Source organism: Melittangium boletus DSM 14713 (assembly GCF_002305855.1).
Lineage (GTDB): Bacteria > Myxococcota > Myxococcia > Myxococcales > Myxococcaceae > Cystobacter > Cystobacter boletus.
The window spans coordinates 8,868,029-8,884,168 of record NZ_CP022163.1; the positions used below are offsets into that span (position 1 = coordinate 8,868,029).

The 16,140-nt window shown below is 68.2% G+C and carries 15 protein-coding genes; 10 read left to right on the forward strand and 5 right to left on the reverse strand.

The window, feature by feature from the left end:
• Window positions 1-230 precede the first annotated feature (230 nt).
• Window positions 231-938: a glutamine amidotransferase-related protein gene (locus tag MEBOL_RS36725; RefSeq protein WP_095981767.1), complete on the reverse strand. Its 708-nt coding sequence runs from the start codon at window positions 936-938 to the stop codon at window positions 231-233.
• Window positions 939-1,080: 142 nt separating this feature from the next.
• Between MEBOL_RS36725 and MEBOL_RS36730 the strand changes: the two genes are divergently transcribed.
• On the forward strand, window positions 1,081-2,310 hold the full coding sequence (locus MEBOL_RS36730) for a cytochrome P450 family protein (RefSeq protein ID WP_157823885.1): 1,230 nt from the start codon (window positions 1,081-1,083) through the stop codon (window positions 2,308-2,310).
• Window positions 2,311-2,417: 107 nt separating this feature from the next.
• Window positions 2,418-3,173 (forward strand): hypothetical protein, encoded by a 756-nt coding sequence (locus tag MEBOL_RS36735; protein ID WP_095981769.1) that lies wholly within the window; start codon window positions 2,418-2,420, stop codon window positions 3,171-3,173.
• 18 nt (window positions 3,174-3,191) lie between these two features.
• Here MEBOL_RS36735 and MEBOL_RS36740 read toward each other — a convergent pair whose 3' ends face one another.
• Complete coding sequence (locus MEBOL_RS36740; protein ID WP_157823886.1) at window positions 3,192-3,500, reverse strand: imm11 family protein; 309 nt, start codon at window positions 3,498-3,500, stop codon at window positions 3,192-3,194.
• A 111-nt stretch (window positions 3,501-3,611) separates the two neighbouring features.
• On the opposite strand from MEBOL_RS36740, the gene MEBOL_RS42420 reads away from it, so the two are divergent.
• The 3 genes from MEBOL_RS42420 to MEBOL_RS36760 are packed head-to-tail and all read left to right on the forward strand — an operon-like array spanning window position 3,612 to window position 8,487.
• Window positions 3,612-4,940 (forward strand): ricin-type beta-trefoil lectin domain protein, encoded by a 1,329-nt coding sequence (locus MEBOL_RS42420; RefSeq protein ID WP_218920849.1) that lies wholly within the window; start codon window positions 3,612-3,614, stop codon window positions 4,938-4,940.
• A gap of 38 nt (window positions 4,941-4,978) precedes the next feature.
• Window positions 4,979-7,150, forward strand: a complete 2,172-nt coding sequence (locus MEBOL_RS36755) for a hypothetical protein (RefSeq protein WP_157823887.1) — start codon at window positions 4,979-4,981, stop codon at window positions 7,148-7,150.
• Window positions 7,147-8,487 (forward strand): hypothetical protein, encoded by a 1,341-nt coding sequence (locus MEBOL_RS36760; RefSeq protein WP_095981772.1) that lies wholly within the window; start codon window positions 7,147-7,149, stop codon window positions 8,485-8,487. Before MEBOL_RS36755 ends, MEBOL_RS36760 begins: the two co-directional genes overlap by 4 nt.
• Window positions 8,488-8,503: 16 nt before the next feature.
• On the opposite strand, the gene MEBOL_RS36765 is transcribed toward MEBOL_RS36760, so the two are convergent.
• From MEBOL_RS36765 to MEBOL_RS42050, 3 genes are read right to left on the reverse strand one after another with little or no spacing between them, the layout of a single operon-like run.
• Complete coding sequence (locus tag MEBOL_RS36765; RefSeq protein WP_157823888.1) at window positions 8,504-9,286, reverse strand: hypothetical protein; 783 nt, start codon at window positions 9,284-9,286, stop codon at window positions 8,504-8,506.
• Window positions 9,287-9,330: 44 nt separating this feature from the next.
• Complete coding sequence (locus tag MEBOL_RS36770; RefSeq protein ID WP_095981774.1) at window positions 9,331-10,578, reverse strand: metallophosphoesterase family protein; 1,248 nt, start codon at window positions 10,576-10,578, stop codon at window positions 9,331-9,333.
• Entirely contained in the window at window positions 10,575-10,721 is a 147-nt protein-coding gene (locus MEBOL_RS42050; protein ID WP_170115670.1) for a hypothetical protein, read from the reverse strand. The genes MEBOL_RS36770 and MEBOL_RS42050 overlap by 4 nt, the downstream gene beginning before the upstream one ends.
• A 138-nt stretch (window positions 10,722-10,859) precedes the next feature.
• On the opposite strand from MEBOL_RS42050, the gene MEBOL_RS36775 reads away from it, so the two are divergent.
• The 5 genes from MEBOL_RS36775 to MEBOL_RS36795 all read left to right on the forward strand — a co-directional run bounded on the left by MEBOL_RS36775 (window position 10,860) and on the right by MEBOL_RS36795 (window position 16,140).
• Entirely contained in the window at window positions 10,860-12,128 is a 1,269-nt protein-coding gene (locus MEBOL_RS36775) for a hypothetical protein (RefSeq protein ID WP_095981775.1), read from the forward strand.
• Window positions 12,129-12,131: 3 nt separating this feature from the next.
• A complete protein-coding gene (locus MEBOL_RS36780) occupies window positions 12,132-13,313 on the forward strand; it encodes a hypothetical protein (protein WP_095981776.1) in 1,182 nt (393 codons plus the stop codon).
• Between the two features lie 91 nt (window positions 13,314-13,404).
• Complete coding sequence (locus tag MEBOL_RS36785; RefSeq protein WP_157823889.1) at window positions 13,405-14,133, forward strand: OB-fold protein; 729 nt, start codon at window positions 13,405-13,407, stop codon at window positions 14,131-14,133.
• Window positions 14,134-14,213: 80 nt separating this feature from the next.
• Window positions 14,214-14,762, forward strand: a complete 549-nt coding sequence (locus tag MEBOL_RS36790) for a hypothetical protein (protein ID WP_095981778.1) — start codon at window positions 14,214-14,216, stop codon at window positions 14,760-14,762.
• Between the two features lie 187 nt (window positions 14,763-14,949).
• Window positions 14,950-16,140, forward strand: coding sequence for a tetratricopeptide repeat protein (locus MEBOL_RS36795; protein WP_095981779.1), 1,191 nt, complete (start codon window positions 14,950-14,952; stop codon window positions 16,138-16,140).

A 16,140-nucleotide genomic window follows, 5' to 3' on the forward strand; every position in this document is an offset into this window, starting at 1 on the left:
GCAGGGGATTGCTCCTATTCCGCCCGAGCCATGGAAGTAACCGTCGGCCAGGAGGGTGGATTGTACTTTGTTGAAATCAAGCGGCGTTTGGATAAGTGCGGATGGGCGGTTCCGGGTTTCGAGCCTTCGCTCCACTGGTTCGAGCTGTATGCCGTCTCGCCAGACGGGAAGGTCCTGGCTCGCTACCCGTACCATCCATGAGGAACCTCGGCGTTCGTCCCTCTCCTGATTCAGCGAGAGGCGCGGGTCACCCGGGCGTAATGGTGCGCGAGCCGATCGATCAACTCGCGATTTTCCGGCTCCGCCGCGCGCAGTTTGGGAATCTGGGCGCGCAGCTCATCCACGTTCTTCCCGTACAGCTCGCTCAACTCCTCGGCGTCCTTGACGAGCCAGTGGTCGAACTCGTCCGCGGTGAGCTCCAGGTGGAACTGGAACGCGTACGAATCCCCGAGCAGGAAGGCCTGCTGCGAGTAACGGTCCGTGGACGCCAGGAGCGTGGCTCCCGGGACGGGCTTGTAGGTGTCCTGGTGCCAGTGCGCCACCGCCGTACGGGGGCGGACGCCCGCGAGCACGGGATCCGCCAGGCCCTCCTTCGTCCAGCGCACCGGAGCCACGCCCACCTCGAACCCATTCTTGCCGAGGAACACCTCCGAGCCCGCCGCCGCCGCCAGCAACTGTGCGCCCAGGCAGATGCCCAGCGCCGGCCGTCCGAACGCCTGCCGCTCGGCCAGCAGCGCCACCTCCTCGCCGAGGAACGGGTGTCGGTCCGCCTCGTAGACGCCCATGTACCCGCCCAACACCACCAGCAGCTCGGCGTCCACGTCCTCTCGCCGGGTGCTCCGGAAGCGGTTGACCAGCTTGAAACCCACCGCCTCCAGGGCCGGGCCGAGCATGCCCACTCCCACGTTCTCCTCGTGCTGAATCACCACCGCGCGCATGGCTCTCCCCTGGGCTGACCGTTCCCGCGTACCCTAATCGCCGCGTCCTCCGTCCTCCAGCACCAGGGTCTTCAACGAGAACATTGGAGCGAGCGGTGAACCCAACCCGTAACCCTGGAGAAGAATGGTGAGCCGCCCCTCCGTGAAGAACGCCCCGCGTCTCCCCGTGAACGTCATGTCGCGGGAGTTCATCGAGAACAAATTCCGCTACTACCGCTGGATGCATGAGGAAGCCCCCGTCTGTCAGGGAGGACTCAGCGTCATGCGCGTGTTCTTCCTCGCTGGCTATGACGACTGCGCCAACGCGCTCAACGACCCGCGCCTCGTGCGAAACCGGACGACCGCGACGGGGGGCGGGCGATTCCTGTTCCCCCTGCCGAAGAGGCTCATGCCGATGCTGTCGAGCATGATCACGAGCGACGACCCGGCGCATCGCCGGCAACGCACCCTGGTCTCCAAGGCCTTCACCCCCAAGGCCCTGGGCAAGCTGTCCGAGCGCATCGAGACCTTGACCCACGAGTTGATTGACGAGGCCGAGCGGCACAACACCGTGGACCTCCTCTCGGCCTATAGCCTCCCGATTCCAGTCACCGTGATCCGCGAGATGTTGGGCATCGACGAGGCGGACATGCCGAGGTTCAGGGCCGGGCTGCGCGCGCTGTCGGAGGGGTTCAGTGGGTGGACCCTCCTTCGCACGCTCCTCGTCGATATGCCCCGGACGGTCGACCTCGTCGAGGAGCTCATCGAGCGCAAGCGCTCGGTTCCGGGAGACGACATCCTCACCGGGCTGATTCAAGCGGAGGCGGCTGGCGACAAGCTCTCCCATGAAGAGCTGGTCAGCATGTCGATCCTGCTCATCATCGCGGGTTATGAGACCACCGTGCATCTCATCACCAACGCCGTGGTGACCCTGCTCCAGCACCCCGAACAGTTCGAGGCGCTGAAGGCGGACGGGACGCTCCTCGACGCGGCCGTGGAGGAGATCCTGCGGTACGCGGGGCCTGTTCACGGCACGAAGCCCAACTACGCGATGGAGGACATCGAGATACGCGGCGTCCGCATCCCGAAGGGCGCACCCGTGGTCCCGATCCTGGGGGCCGCGAATCGGGACCCGGCGGTGTTCACCAACCCCGAGGTCTTCGACATCCGGCGGCCTCCCAAGAAGCAGTTGGGGTTCGGACACGGGCCTCATCACTGCCTGGGCGCCGCGCTCGCCCGCATGGAAACCCGGATCGCGATCAAGACCCTGATCGAGCGTTGTCCCAACCTGCGTCTGGCCGTACCCGCCGGGGAACTCAAGCTCCAGCGCCTCCCCTTGTGGCACCGCTATGAGCGTCTGCCCGTCATCCTCCACCCGGAAGGCCGGAGATAGGACGCCACCCTCCTCACTCAACCTAGGAGGACATGTCATGGGACTTGACGTAAGGAGTCAAATGGAGTCCAACGCACGGAGCAGCCCCGAAGGAGGAGGGATCACCCGTGGCGGACGAGAAGACCCGGGCGCGCGGCGCACCGGAGCGGTTCGAGCTCGGCGCGAGCTACGACGAGGTGGGGCCCGAGCTGGGCCGCCTGTACGACGCTTGGCAGGTGGACACGGGGCAGGCGGCCCTCGAGTTCCATCCCAGCGACCGGGTGCAGTGGGCGCCCTCGGGCGACTATGAGCTGCGCGTCACCTGCCGACGCAGCCACACCCCGATCCGGTTGTGGGTCGATGCGTCCCCCACTCCCCTGCCCGCACAGGAGTTGGCCACCCTCTTCATGTGGATGGGCGCCTCGCTCCAGCGGGTGGAATACAATCCCCGGGTGAGCACCCACCTCGCGCCTCCTCCGCTGCGCCCTCCACCCACGGTCTCCCGGCGCCCGTGTGCTCCGGGCGTGCTCGCGCTCATGGCGGGGGTCGCCTGGCTCCACCTGACGCGCGAGCCCGGACCTCCAAGCACCGGGCCAGTGAGCGAGATGTCCGAACTCCACGACATTCTGGATGCACCCTCGCTGACCGATACGGAGGGGCCCGAGCCGATGGCCGTGGCTTATCCCCTGCCCACCAAGCCCTTCCGCAATCAGGCGGCATCGCCCTGCCGACCCGACCTGGATGAGAAGGAAATCAACGGTGGATGCTGGGTAACGCTGGACAGGAGGCCGCCTTGCATCAAGGTCCAGGCCGAGTACCAGGGCAAGTGCTACCTGCCCGTCTCCAAGGACCGGGGACGCCTGCCCACCACAGTCGAGCCCTGACGAGTGTGAGCCAGAGCACTACACCTCCTTGAACTTCATGCCCGTGGCACCTATGTGCTCCAAGGCCGTCTTGATCTCCTCGGAAACGATGAGTGCGATGTTCCATCCCCAGGTGCGGAACATCTTCGCGCCGCCCACCTGGGTTGGATCGATCCTCATTCCAGCCACCGAGAAGTAGTTGCCGACCTTCTCTGGCAGACCGTCCTCCTCCGTCCAGTACGAGACCTCCTCGGAGGCCTGATCGTCGATGCACTTCACGGTGTGGATGATGTTGACGAGAAAATACAGCTCTCGCGGTGTCTCCACCTCCACTGGGAAGAGTTGCACGTCCTTGGGCGCTATCCTGATCAGCAGGTCCCCCACTCGCGTGGGATCGCGCCTACAGAGAGGGCAGCACTCCGAAAATCCCGGTTATTTCGTGAAAACCCGAAAAACTCCGTGAAATCCTCTTCTCTCGCCATGACTCCACGGTTCGTCACCTCTCTCGCCGCGGCGCTCTCCGTCGCGGCCCTGCCCCTGGCCTCCTCCGCCCTCGCGGCTCCCAACGTCACCAGCGCCCTCAAGGGGCTCGCGGGCAAGTGCGTCGACGTGCCCGACGGCAACACCGCCAATGGCACCCGCATCCAGCTCTGGGACTGCAACGGCACCAACGCCCAGAACTGGTCCTTCGTCGCCGATGGCACCCTCCGCGCCTTCGGCAAGTGCCTCGACGTCTCCAACTCTGGCACCACCAATGGCACCGCCATCCAGCTCTGGGACTGCAACGGCACCAACGCCCAGCAGTGGATCCACACCCCTTCCAATGATCTGGTGAACCCCCAGGCCAACAAGTGCCTGGACGTCCCGGACGGCAACAGCACGAGCGGCACCAAGCTCCAGCTCTGGGACTGCAACGGCACCGGCGCCCAGAAGTGGACCGCCAGCGTGCGCCCCGTCAACAGCCGCCGCACCGTCGTGTACTACCAGACCCAGTATTACAATGGCGCGTATGTGTCGCCGCTCGGGCTGACGAACAACAACACGCGCGTCAGTGACGTCATCGTCGCCGCCATCCACCTCAACTCCCCCACCAACGTCCACCTCAACGACGATCCGCCCAACTCCCCCAAGTTCACCCAGATGTGGGCGGACCTCGCGGCGATGCAGGCCCGGGGCGTGCGCGTGCTCGGCATGGTGGGCGGCGCGGCCCAGGGCAGCTTCCAGCGCCTCGACACCGACTTCAACACCTACTACCCCGTCCTCAAGAACATCATCACCACCTACAAGCTGGATGGTGTGGACCTGGACGTCGAGGAGTACATGTCGCTCGCCGGCATGGAGCGCCTCATCCGCGCGCTCCGGGCGGACTTCGGCCAGAACTTCGTCATCACGCTCGCGCCCGTGGCCACCGCGCTCTACGGCGGCGGCAACCTCTCCGGCTTCAACTACGAGCAGCTCTACCGCGACGTGGGTGCGCAGATCTCCTGGTTCAACGCCCAGTTCTACAATGGCTGGGGTTTCATGGGCACGCCCTCGGGCTACCAGGCCATCGTCAACCGCCGCGTCATCCCCGCCCAGAAGGTGGTGGCTGGCATGTTGAGCAACCCCGTCAACGGCGGCTCGGGCTACGTCGACATCACCACCGCGCAGAACACCGTGCGCGGCCTCGTGGGCTCGTACCAGGAGTTCGGCGGCGTCGCGAGCTGGGAGTACTTCAACTCGCTGCCGGGTGACCGGGGCGCCCCCTGGCAGTGGGCGGGCACCATGTCCTCGGCCATGAGCCGGTAGCGAGCACCTCGCTCCAACGGGTGGAATATAATCCCCGGGTGAGCACCCACCTCGCTCCTCCTCCGCAGTGCCCCCCTGCCCGCGGGCGGGCGGGGCGCCGCGCCCGGGCGCCTACGCCTCCCTGGGCCTGGGAGTGGACCCTGCGCGCTGAGACCCGGGCGCACGGGTGGGTAGCGCTGCTGGGGGCGGTGCTGCTCTCCACCGGCTGCGTCACGCTGGCGCCACGACAGGGCGGCGGCCTCGCGGAGGGCTCCCACGCCTTCCTCAAGTTGCGAGACACGGCCGCCACCGCGCCCCCGCTCGAGGTGCCCTCCTGTGGAGGTCAGGCCGTGCCCGCGGGCTGGCCCGACTCCTCCAACGACAGCGAAGCACGCCTCGCGCCCTTCCTCACGTGCGGCTCGCCCGCGGAATACGTCGCACTCCAGGCGCACGTGGACATGCCCCGGCTGGTGGAGTCGCTGACGGACTGGGATGCCGTGCGACTCGGCTCGCTGGGGCCCATCCGTGAGGACGCCGCCGGCATTCTCAACCGCAAGCGACTCTCCTTCCTCCTGCATGCCACCGAGAAGTATGGAGTCGCCCATGCCGAGGTGTTCGTCCGCTTCCTCCTCGACTCGGCCTATGACGATGAGCTGCGGGAGCTTCTCTTCTGGCTGGCCCGGGACAAGCGGCTGGAGACCACGCTGGGGCGGATGCCCAGGGCCCGTGCGGAGTTGGAGGCACGGAGCCTGAAGCTCTCGACTCGTCCGGACAGGGACTTCCAACCCGGAGACCTGCTGCGGGGGGCGGGCCGCGCTGTCTCGGACCTGCTCACCCACGAGCAGGAGAAGAATGCCTGGTACACCCATTACACCCAGCAACGAGGCCAGCTCCCACCATCCTACCAGGAGGACCTCGACGAGGTGGAGCGGGAGGCGGCGAAGCAGCACTACTCGGCGGGCAACGTGGTGCTGGGCAGCGTGGACCACCTCACCTTCGGCGTGCCGCTGGGCTTCTACTACCTCGGGGCGGGTACGGGCCACGGGCTGTCCTCGCTCTCGCGGGGCGAGTACGAGCAGGCCATTGGCGAGCTGACGCCCGCCGCGCTGCTGGCGACCCTGTACGTCGGTGGCAAGGGCGTGCGCACGCTCCACGAGGCCCGGGGAGGAGGAGTCGGACTCCCGAGGGGACTCGAGACGGTGCAGGTGCGAGTGAGTCTCCTCGCCGAGAAGACGCGGGAACTGCGAGCACGACTGGGCACGGGCGTGGAGGGCCTCCAAGAGCTGGCCCGGTACATCCAGGCCAGACGCGAGGCGGGCCACTTCGTGGCCGTGGGGGGAATGGACGCCGCGCTGGCCCTGTACGAGGCCCGGGGAGATGTGACCAAGGCGCGGCCACTCATGTCCAAGGCCAGGCCCGGGGCTACGGGCGCTCCAAAGCGCCAGGGCACCCTGGCCTCGCTGGTGGACGAGGGGGTGGGCCATACGCCGGCGGTGGTGGAGGCCAAGCTGGCGGCGGTGGAACTGGAGGCCACGGGCCCGCGCTTTCCCAAGGACGTGGGCGTGCTTGAGAAGCACCGCCCTTCTCTCGACGCCCCGCCGCCCGAGGCCCGGGGCAACCCACGCTGGAGCGAGTACGTCGACTACTACGAGAAGCGCCTCAATGAGGTGAGGAAGGGCGAGGCCAGCAAGGGCCCCCTGAAATGGGAGGGCTACGAGCGGCTGCGCGGGTGGTTTGCCCGGGGCATGGCCTTCGAGCGCGACATGGTGAGGCTGCTGCGAGAGGATGCATTGAAGCCTCGGGCCGAGCGCCGCTTCCTCGGGGACTTCGACAAGCCCCGCGTTGAAACGCAGGTGGGCGTGAGGAAGCCGGGCCCCGGCTTGCGCTACGCGGATGTGCTCGTCATCGAGGAAGGCGCGCTCGGTGGGCGGCCACGTCGCGTGGAGACGTTCAGCTTCAAGAGCCGCGACCTCTCGGGGCTGGACGGCAATGCCCTGAGAGTGCAGATGATTGAGGACGCGAGCGAGGCCCTACAGAAATACGGCGAGACGCTGGATATCCGCAGAGGCTCCCTCCACTCCCTCTTGCCAGGGGGCAGTGAAGTGCAGGTCCCGAGGCTCCGCCTCATCTACGAGGGGAGAGAACTCATGCCCACGGATGTAAACATGTTGCAGCGCGCCGTGGACGCAACCGAGAGCGCGGTTCCGGGAGTCGAGGTGGTGTTTCAATGAAGCGGCTGAGCGTGCACGATCTGAAACCGGAGGACCGCCTCTGTCTCGAGTTCGACACTGTCTTCGACCCGCAGGCGGCGCTGGAAAGACAGCTGGATCCAGTTCTCCAAGCGCTCGAGGAGTACGCCGACGGGTGGATGCCGGACGTCGTCGAGGGTAAGCGGCGACGCAAGTACTCCCGCGCCGCCGTCTGGAAGTCCCTGGAAGAGGAGCGCGGCAAAAGAATATCGGGGCTCGGGCTCTATCGCACCAAGTGGCCCGCGTTGGACATGTCGCTCAGTCTCTGGTTTCCGCCGCTGCCTCCCAATCTAGGAATCTTCATCAACGTGAAGCCCCTCTCCTTCTTCGCGGAGGCGGAGCGCTGCCACCGCTTCGTGGAAATGGTGCGCGCATGGGCCTCCCATTATCCCGTCACGCATGCCATGGCTCACAGCGCCGATGACATGATACTGGCGGGCGCTCCTGGCTACGGCCGTGACAACAAGACTCGACGCAGGGACGGCTTCGACAAAATCTACGAGGTCTTCTGGCTCAACGTCTTCGGCCCCAAGCTGGTGGAAACCGTCGGCCGCGAGCGCATGCTGTCCACCCCAGCCCACCGCGTAGAGGAACTCCCTAACGGCTCCATCCTCCTGGTGACGTGGCCCACCGCGGCGGATTTCGCCACCCAGGAAGCACGGCTCGCTCAGGCCCGCGCCCACGCCCACCTCCGGCCGGACCTCGACTTCGACACCCTCCTGCGCTCACTGCACGAGCGCAGTGCCATGCTCGCCCCCGTGGAGCCCCGCTTCCCCCCGGAGCTGGCCCCACTCCTCTCGCGAGTGGTGGACCGCGCCGCCAGTCACGAGCGCCAGCGCAGAATCGCCGAGCTCAACGCGTGGCAACCCCCCGAGCCCGAGGAGTGGCGCCCTGCTGACTCCGCCCTACCCCCAGACGTGGAGAATCTAGAGAGCGCTCGCGAGCATTACAGCACCCTCGCCGAGCACCTCGTGGCGCTGCTGCACACGGAGGCGCCCTCCGTCTTCGATGCAACGCCAGCGTCGCTCACGGATGCCGACTTCTACTTCTGGCGCGAGGAATTCCCGAAGAGCCGCCTGCGGGAAGCCATCGACGAGCATGCGGTGCCCGCCATTGGCGCGTACCTGGGCGAGGTGCTGGTGCGCAATCTCGGGGGCCAGTGGATTCCGCGCCAGAAGCTCGAGGAGGCGCAGGTGCTCGTGGGCAACCGCCTTTGGTTGCCCTTCCTTCGCGCTCAGCGCTACATGACCTCGCGACAGGCGCTCCTCGACTATTCGCTCACCCAACTCTACCGCGCGGCCGAGCGGCACCGCGGTTGACGACTACCGCACCCGCTCACTCCCCGGGGGAGTCCTCCGCCGGGGAGTCGCAGGGCGCGTGACGCAGCGGCTTCTTCTCCTGCCGCGTCACGATCTCCCCCTTGCGCGCGGAGACATGCCAGGTGCGCGTATGCGTCTCCGTGCGCGCGCCGGTGTCGCACGGGGGCTCCGACAGGGCCTCCTCCAGCACCAGCTCGCCCCGGCCCGCCTTGAGGCGCTTCACCTCCGAGACGGTGTCATCCTCGGGGGGCTCGAGGACGATGCTCTCCGCGTCTCCCTTCTTGAGCAACGCGACCACCCCCATCCAGGTGGGCGGCTTCCCCTCTTCCGCGTAGTTGAAGCTGGCCGCCGCCAGGGTCCCCTCCGGGACGCGCAGCCTCGCGCTCGTGCCAAAGGACCAGCCCGGCAGGAAGGCGGGACAATCGGAGGACGCGCCCTCCTCCCACAGGACTCCCCGCGTGGTGGACAGGGGATCCAGCGCCTGGAACACCTTGCCCAGCCGCGCTCCCTCCCCCGCCTCGCATACCCCCAACGCCACGAAGAAGGCCCCCGGACGCAGTCCCGGCACCTCCGTGCCCTCGAAGACGCGCGGGTAGCCCGGTGCCAGCTCCAGTGCGCGGGCCCAGTCCTTCGCACGCTCCTGGTAGGACGCGACGAAGCGCTCCGCCTCCTCGCGCGTCTTGCCGCCGCCCCAGATCAGCATCACCCGGTCTCGAAAGCCCGTCAGCGGCAGTTCCGGCGGTTGGGCCCACGCCGGGAGAGACAGGAGCAGGAGGACGAGGACGGAGAGTGCGCGCATGGAGCGGCGCACCATGCCACGGGTGGGCCCTGGCGCCGAGGGGGTCAGCCGCCCACGCGCGGGGAGACCAGGGTCCGGCCCTCGAGCGAATCCAAGGGCACGGCCACCTGTTCGACCTGGTAGCCCTTCAGCGCGCGGAACAACAGCCAGTCCCCGCTCATGAGCGGCCCCTTCACCAACTGCCCGGTGTCGCTCAATTGCCGGCCGATGGGCAGGGACTCGTCCCCGAGCGCGAGCTGGAAGCGCAGGCGATCCTCCCGTCCGTCGTCCAGCACCACGTCTCCCTCCACGAAGACGCTGTCATCGCGCAAGAAGACGCGGGAGGCGCCCTTCACCCGGCCATAGGAGTTGTCCCCGAGCAGGAGCTCGAAGCCGCCCTCGCGCAGGAGCGAGGGGCAATCGCCGCTCGGCGTATGCCCCACCACCAACCGGTGGATGCCCGCGGCGGCCAGCGTGGAGATGAGCCCCGGCGACGGCAGGACGGGGTGGTTGAGCGCGTTGGCCATGCGCCCGTACACCACGCTCGCGGTGTTGACGCGCGTGCCCGGCACGGGCGCCTGGTAGGCGATGAGCGGCTCCCAGGCGGGTGTGCCCCGCTCGTCCAGACGCCCGTCGACGAAGGCCTGGATCTGCTCGCGGTACCAGCCGTTGAGGGCATCGCTCCAGGCATCCACGCCCTCCACCCGAAGCGCCAGGGACGGCACGCCTCCGAGGCTGTCCTCGTGCAATCCCCCATGGAGGAACAGGGTATTGCCGATGCGGTGCGTGAGCTGGCAGGCCGCGAGGTAGTCCCGCATCACCCCGCCGGGGCCCACATCCTCCAGGAAGCTGGCCACCACGTCCTCGTCGCTCGCGGGTTCTCCCGCGCGGGCCAGCTCCACCTGCCGGAACTCGAAGGCGCCCCGCGCCCCCATGGTGTTCTCGAAGATCCACCGCAGGAGCGCGGGCCGGGGGCCCGAGCGCACGTCCGCGGGGGTGCGCGCCAGGGGGTGACCGTTGAGCTCCCGTCCGAGCCGCAGCTTGTTGATGTCCCGGTTGCCCGCGAGCAGCACCACCTGCGTGGGCTGGCGTCTCCAGGCATCCAGGAGCGTGCGCAGCACCCGGCGCCCCTCCGGGCCCCGGTCGACGGCGTCTCCACCGAAGACGAAGGTGGAGCCCGGCCGGACCACGAGGCGTTCTCCCCGCTCCAGGCACACGTGGGGGTTGTCCTGGCAGAAGCTCTCCAGCTTCTCCCAGAGTCCCTCCACGTCCGAGAGGTAGGCGACGGGATGGTCGGCCGGGCTCGAGCTCATGGGCAGGGCGTCGCGCAGAGGAGCTGGCCGGTGATGGGGTGCTTGTAACAGGTCGGCGTGCAGTCCCCGGCCTGGGCGGACACGGAGGCGACTCCGAGACCCAGGGACAGGACAGCGGCGGCGGCGAGAACGAGGCGCTTCATGGGGGCTCCGAGTGGGGGTGGAAGCGCAGTCTACAGACACAACCGGCGGGCCTCGCCACGGATTCTGCACGAACACTCCCTGGCGGCTGCACGGTGTCGCCATTCGCACTGCACCCCCGGGTCCCATTCTTTGGACCCATGAGCCCTGACACTCCCGCCTCGCCCCGCCCCTCCGTTTCCCCGCTCAAGCGGGTACTCGGGGGGCTCGCGCGTCACCATGTCTTCGGCAGTCTCTTCATCGTCGTCTTCGCCACGGCGGTCATCGCCAGCCAGGTGGTGGATCGCACGGACTTCGCCAGCTCGGAGCTCGCCGGCGACGTGCAGGAGCGCTGGGGCGCCCCCGTCGTGCAGCCCGCGCCCTCGCTGCGCTACGTGCAGAGCGGCACCCTCTTCACCGAGCTCAAGCCCCTGCCCTTCGATCAGCAGCACGTGCAGGTGCAGGCGGGGATGAACTACCGCAAGCGCGGCCTGCGCTACTTCTCCGGCTTCGACTTCACCCTCTCGGCCGACTACGCCGCCGTCAACCGCGAGGGCCATGACATCGACGTGGCCTTCATCTTCCCCATCGAGGTGGACAAGTCCCAGGTGCTCCTGTCCGAGCTGCGCTTCCTCGTGGATGGCGCCGAGTCGGACCTGGACCTGGGCGAGTCCGGCAACCGCCTCGTGTGGACGGGCCGCATCCCCCAGGGCGCCACCCGCCACTTCTCCATCCGCTACCGCGCCCGGGGACTCGACTCCTTCCTCTACAAGCTGGACCCCGCCCTGCCCGCCCGGGACGTGCGGCTGCACCTGGCCGTGGAGGGCGGCGAGAACTACGACTACCCGGCCCAGGTGCTCGCGGCGAGCGAGGTCCAGACGGGCAGCGGCTCGGTGACGCTCGACTGGGCCTTCCAGTCGCTCGAGTCCGGGGTGAGCCTGGGCGTCATCCTCCCCTCGGTGGAGGCCTATGACGCCCTCATCGCCACCATGGCGGGCCGCGCCTGGGTGCCCTTCCTGTGCCTCATGGCGATCCTCGCCGCGCTCAGCCTGCACCACCGTCGGCCCCTCGCCTTCTACGAGGCCTGGCTCGTGGCCGCCGCCTACGGCTTCTTCTTCGTGCTGCTCGCCTACCTGGCCGCCTTCATGAACTTCTACGTGGCCTATGCCGTGGCCACGCTGGGACTCGGGGCCGCCGTGGTGCTCTACGCCCGGCGCCTCTACCCCCAGGAGCGCGCCTCGCGGCTCGCCGCCATCTGGGCCGCCACGCTCGGAGTGCCCACCACCGCCGTCATCCTCCAGGGCTACACCGGCCTCATCTACACCCTGGAAATCCTCGCGGCGCTGCTCGGCCTGATGGTCCTGTCCACCCGCGCCGAGGTGCGTGCCCTGCTGTCGGATCTCCCCCCCTCTCCCCAGGAAGCGAAGTGACCCATGTGGACCTCGTCTCTCGTGCTCGGTGTGTTGTTGACGGCTTCCACGCCCTCGCTGTCCATCAGCTCGGGCTCCGTGACGATGCCGTTGACGGACGTCATGGCGCTCCATGCCCAGCAGCAGCGGGATGAAGCCCCGGCCCCACCGCCCACCGAGGCCGTGGTGGTGAAGAGCCAATTCAAGGGGCGGCTCACCGGGGAGGCCCTGCTGGTGGAGGGCCACTTCGAGGTGGAGGTGCTCGCCGAGGGGAAGTGGACCGAGGTGCGGCTGCTGAAGCTGGACGCGGACACGTACCTGACGGCGCTGCCCTCGCTGGACAAGGCCACGGTGGGCGCGCTGGGCGAGCACCTGAGCCTGGTGACGCGCGAGCCTGGCCGCTACGCCTTCGACGTGGGCTTCACCCTCCGCCCGGCGGGGACGGGCGTCGAGAAGCAAGTGCAGCTGCGCTTCGGTCCCCACCTGACACCGGCCCCGCTTCGGCTGGAGGCGGATGCCACGGCCTTCACGGTGACGGAGCCGCCGCTCGCCGGGAGCGAGGGCGCCGAGGTGTACCCGCGACAGGGGGCGCTGCGAGTGGGTTGGCGCACGGCCACGGAGCCGAAGGTGGCCCGGCAGGTGGTGCGTCCCCCCCTGGAGCCGAGCATCCCCGAGGCCCAGGCCACCTGGGTGTCCACGCTGGAGGGCAAGGCGAGCCTGCGCGTGCGCTACGCGTTGCGCCTGGATCGGGAACAGGAGCTGGAGCTGGAGCTGCCCGAGGGACACCACCTGGAGCGGCTGCTGCTGGACTCGGTGCCCCTGGTGTCCGGAGAAACGAAGGACGGGAGGCTCAAGGTGCGGGTGGCGCCCACGCGCGTGGGCGAGACGGAGGCCTCGCTGGAAGTGGTGCTCACGCGAGAGCTGGGGGTGTTCCACCTGTCGGGGCGGTTGAAGCTGGCGCTGCCCCGGGTGTCCTGGCCGGTGGCCACGCTCCAGGCCCGGGCGCACTTCCCGTCCGTCTTCAACTACCGGCGCGAGGGCGGCAGCATGGAGCCCATCGAGGGAACGCCGCCCGTGGACGCGCGGCCGTCCGCGACGCCGCTGCCGGGCAAGGTGCTCCACTTCCGCCAGTACCTCGTGGCGGCGTCCGCGCCCACGCTGGAGCTAGGCTATTCCGTGGACATCTCCCAGAGCTACTTCCGGTAGGGCGTCGTCCGGTCAACTGACCCAGTTCTACCGCGTCGCGGAGCGACACCTGCGGTAGGGTGTCACCCGTTCATCCGTGAAGGAGGTCGTGTTGAAGCGTGCGTTGCTGGTGTCGGCTTTGCTGGTGGGTGCCGGAGGCTGCAAGAAGTCCGAGCCGCCCCCTCCCGCGGAGCTCGTGCGCACCTCGCCCGGCACCCTGCTCGACTCCTATGCGGAGACCGGGAACGAGCTGGAGGTGACCGGCCTGGTCAAGGACATCCGCGACACCGGCGGCCTCCTCTCCGTCTTCTTCGAGTCGAATCACCCGGAGCACTCGGTCGTGTGCCAGGCGGACGCGACCCAGTCGGTGGCCGTGGGGAAGCTGGCCAAGGGTCAGCTCGTGGCCATGCACGGCCTCGCCCGGGGACGCCAGGGAGACAATCCCGCCCTCGAGAAGTGCCGGGTGACGTGGGCGGGACCTTCTCCTCGCACGGATCCCGCCGGAGGCCGCGAGGCCCTGCGCGCGGCCCGCTCGTTGGACGTGTGCATGGTGCCCCTGCTCGTCGACGAGCTGCGCCGGCGCGGCGAGAAACAGCCGGATGGTAAACCTCTGACCGAGGCGGCCTTCCGCGAGGCGGATGCCGAGCGGAGCAAGCGGCTCGACACCGCCGAGAAGTCCGCCCGCGCGCAGCTGGCCGAGGCGGGGCTGACCGCCCTGTCCTGTGATCATCCGCTCGTCCACCTCCTCAAGCGCTGCGAGGTGGGCTCCGAGAAGGACAAGGCGGGCGTGGAGTGTACGTCCCGCTACGTGAGCGACATCCGCGCCCTGCTGCCTCACTGATGCCCTCCCCCAAAGGACACCTTGAGGCCCCTCCCACCTGTGTGGTTGACTCCAAGGGTCTACCTACGGGAGAGCGCATCATGCGCCGCGGTATCCGCGCCTCGGACGTCGAGGTTCTGAGCCTCAACGTTCATTCACTGCTCGGGGCCTTCAACCTCCAGGAGGGCGAGGTCCAGCGGATCCTCGCCTCGCACGGCGTCATGATGGAGCCCGGTGATGTGCGGAGCTGGTTCCCGCTCGAGGCCATCATCCGCAGCCTGGAGGAGATCCGCGTCCGGATCGGCACCCAGACGCTGCGCGCGATCGGCCACCAGGTGCCCCGCAACACGGTCCTTCCCCCGCACATCGAGTCGTTCGTGACGATCCTGCCCTTGCTCAACGACACCTACCGGATGAACCACCGGGGCGAGGGGGACATTGGCGGCTACCACTACCAGCCCCTGGAGAAGAACAGCGCGTGGCTGCGGTGTGACAACCCCTACCCGTGTGAGTTCGATCAAGGGCTCCTGGAAGCCTTCCACGCGCGCTTCCCCCCCAAGAGCAACGCCTTCCGGCTGCGCATCGAGCACGGCCCGGAGGGCTGCCGCGCCACGGGCGCCGAGGCCTGTGCCTACCTGCTCAAGTGGTAGGCCCTCCAGACCGCCTCAACTCAATCCGAGGTTTCCCTGCCACGTGAGCGTGGGCCGCGCGCCACACGTGGCTCCCTCGGCATGAGCCCTTCCGAGGGAACGAGCCCCAGGCATGCCCCCTGCAATTGGCCCGTCGCGGCGGCGAACGGACACCCCGCGCCGCGATCTCGCCATGGGAGCACACGACATGAAGCGGTTTCTCGCGCTGGCCCTCACCCTCGGACTTCCCCTCCATGCGCTCGGCGCGGAGGCGATCCGGGTCCAGGTCCTCAGCGCCACCGTGAAGGATCAGGCCATCTCCGGCGCGCAGGTCATCCTCCAGAAGAATGGCGAGGCCTCGCTCCAGGGCACCACCGCGGCGGATGGCTCCGTGCGGTTGACGGGCTTCGGCGGCACGGATGACGGCGCCGTCAACCTCATCATCAAGAAGGAGGGCTATTCCCACCTGGTGGCGCGCTGCCCGTGCGACGGGCTGACGTATGCCCTGAGCCCAGTGATGACCCAGAACCTGGACGGCATGCGCATCGTCCTCAACTGGGGCGCGACCCCGGCGGACCTCGACTCGCACCTGGTCCACCCCTCCACCCACGTCTACTTCTCGAGGAAGAAGGGAGACCTGGTCAACCTCGACGTGGATGACACATCGGGCTACGGCCCGGAGACCATCACCCTGGAGAAGAAGAAGCCCGGCGTGAAGTACCTCTACGCCGTGCACAACTACTCCGAGAAGACCCTCCGGGGCTCGAGGACGCTGGCCCAGGGCAGCCAGGCCAAGGTGTTCGTCTACGTGGGCTCGTCGCTCGTGCGCACCTTCACGCCGCCCCCGGGCAAGGCGGGCAACACCTGGGTGGTGTTCGGCATCGGGGAGAATGGCGAGTTCTACGATCTCAACCAGTTCACCGACGTCCAGGGGGGCGAGAGCATGGGGCCCTACCTCCAGGGACTGCTCCGGGGCGAGGAGATGAAGTCCGCGCCGGAAGTGACGGGCGCGCAGGCGTCGCTCGCCGACTCCCTCAATCGCCAGGGCGAGACGGCCTACCACGCCAAGAAGCTGGACGAGGCGGTGTCGCTCTACCTGGAGGCCATCGCGAACAACCCCGAGCACAGTCAGGCGTACAGCAACCTGGGGCTCGCCTACCAGAAGCTGCACCGCAACGCCGAGGCGCTGTGGGCCAACCGCAAGGCCATCGCCCTCGCCTCCGGCCCCAACGCCACCACGGTGAAGGCCAGCTCCTACTACAACATCGCCCGCGTCTATGAGGAGGATGGTCTGTGGGCCGAAGCGCTCGACAGCTACCAGTCCGCCCAGGGCCTCAAGGACCATGCCGCCTATCGCAAGGGCATCGAGAAGATGAAGCAGAAGCTCGGTCAGCCCTGA

Coding starts and splice junctions, on each gene's coding strand:
- MEBOL_RS36765 (WP_157823888.1), bottom strand. CDS start 9,286: ATGCGCGCACTCTCCGTCCTCGTCCTCCTGCTCCTGTCTCTCCCGGCG.
- MEBOL_RS36760 (WP_095981772.1), top strand. CDS start 7,147: ATGAAGCGGCTGAGCGTGCACGATCTGAAACCGGAGGACCGCCTCTGT.
- MEBOL_RS36775 (WP_095981775.1), top strand. CDS start 10,860: ATGAGCCCTGACACTCCCGCCTCGCCCCGCCCCTCCGTTTCCCCGCTC.
- MEBOL_RS36780 (WP_095981776.1), top strand. CDS start 12,132: ATGTGGACCTCGTCTCTCGTGCTCGGTGTGTTGTTGACGGCTTCCACG.
- MEBOL_RS36790 (WP_095981778.1), top strand. CDS start 14,214: ATGCGCCGCGGTATCCGCGCCTCGGACGTCGAGGTTCTGAGCCTCAAC.
- MEBOL_RS36725 (WP_095981767.1), bottom strand. CDS start 938: ATGCGCGCGGTGGTGATTCAGCACGAGGAGAACGTGGGAGTGGGCATG.
- MEBOL_RS42050 (WP_170115670.1), bottom strand. CDS start 10,721: ATGAAGCGCCTCGTTCTCGCCGCCGCCGCTGTCCTGTCCCTGGGTCTC.
- MEBOL_RS36770 (WP_095981774.1), bottom strand. CDS start 10,578: ATGAGCTCGAGCCCGGCCGACCATCCCGTCGCCTACCTCTCGGACGTG.
- MEBOL_RS36795 (WP_095981779.1), top strand. CDS start 14,950: ATGAAGCGGTTTCTCGCGCTGGCCCTCACCCTCGGACTTCCCCTCCAT.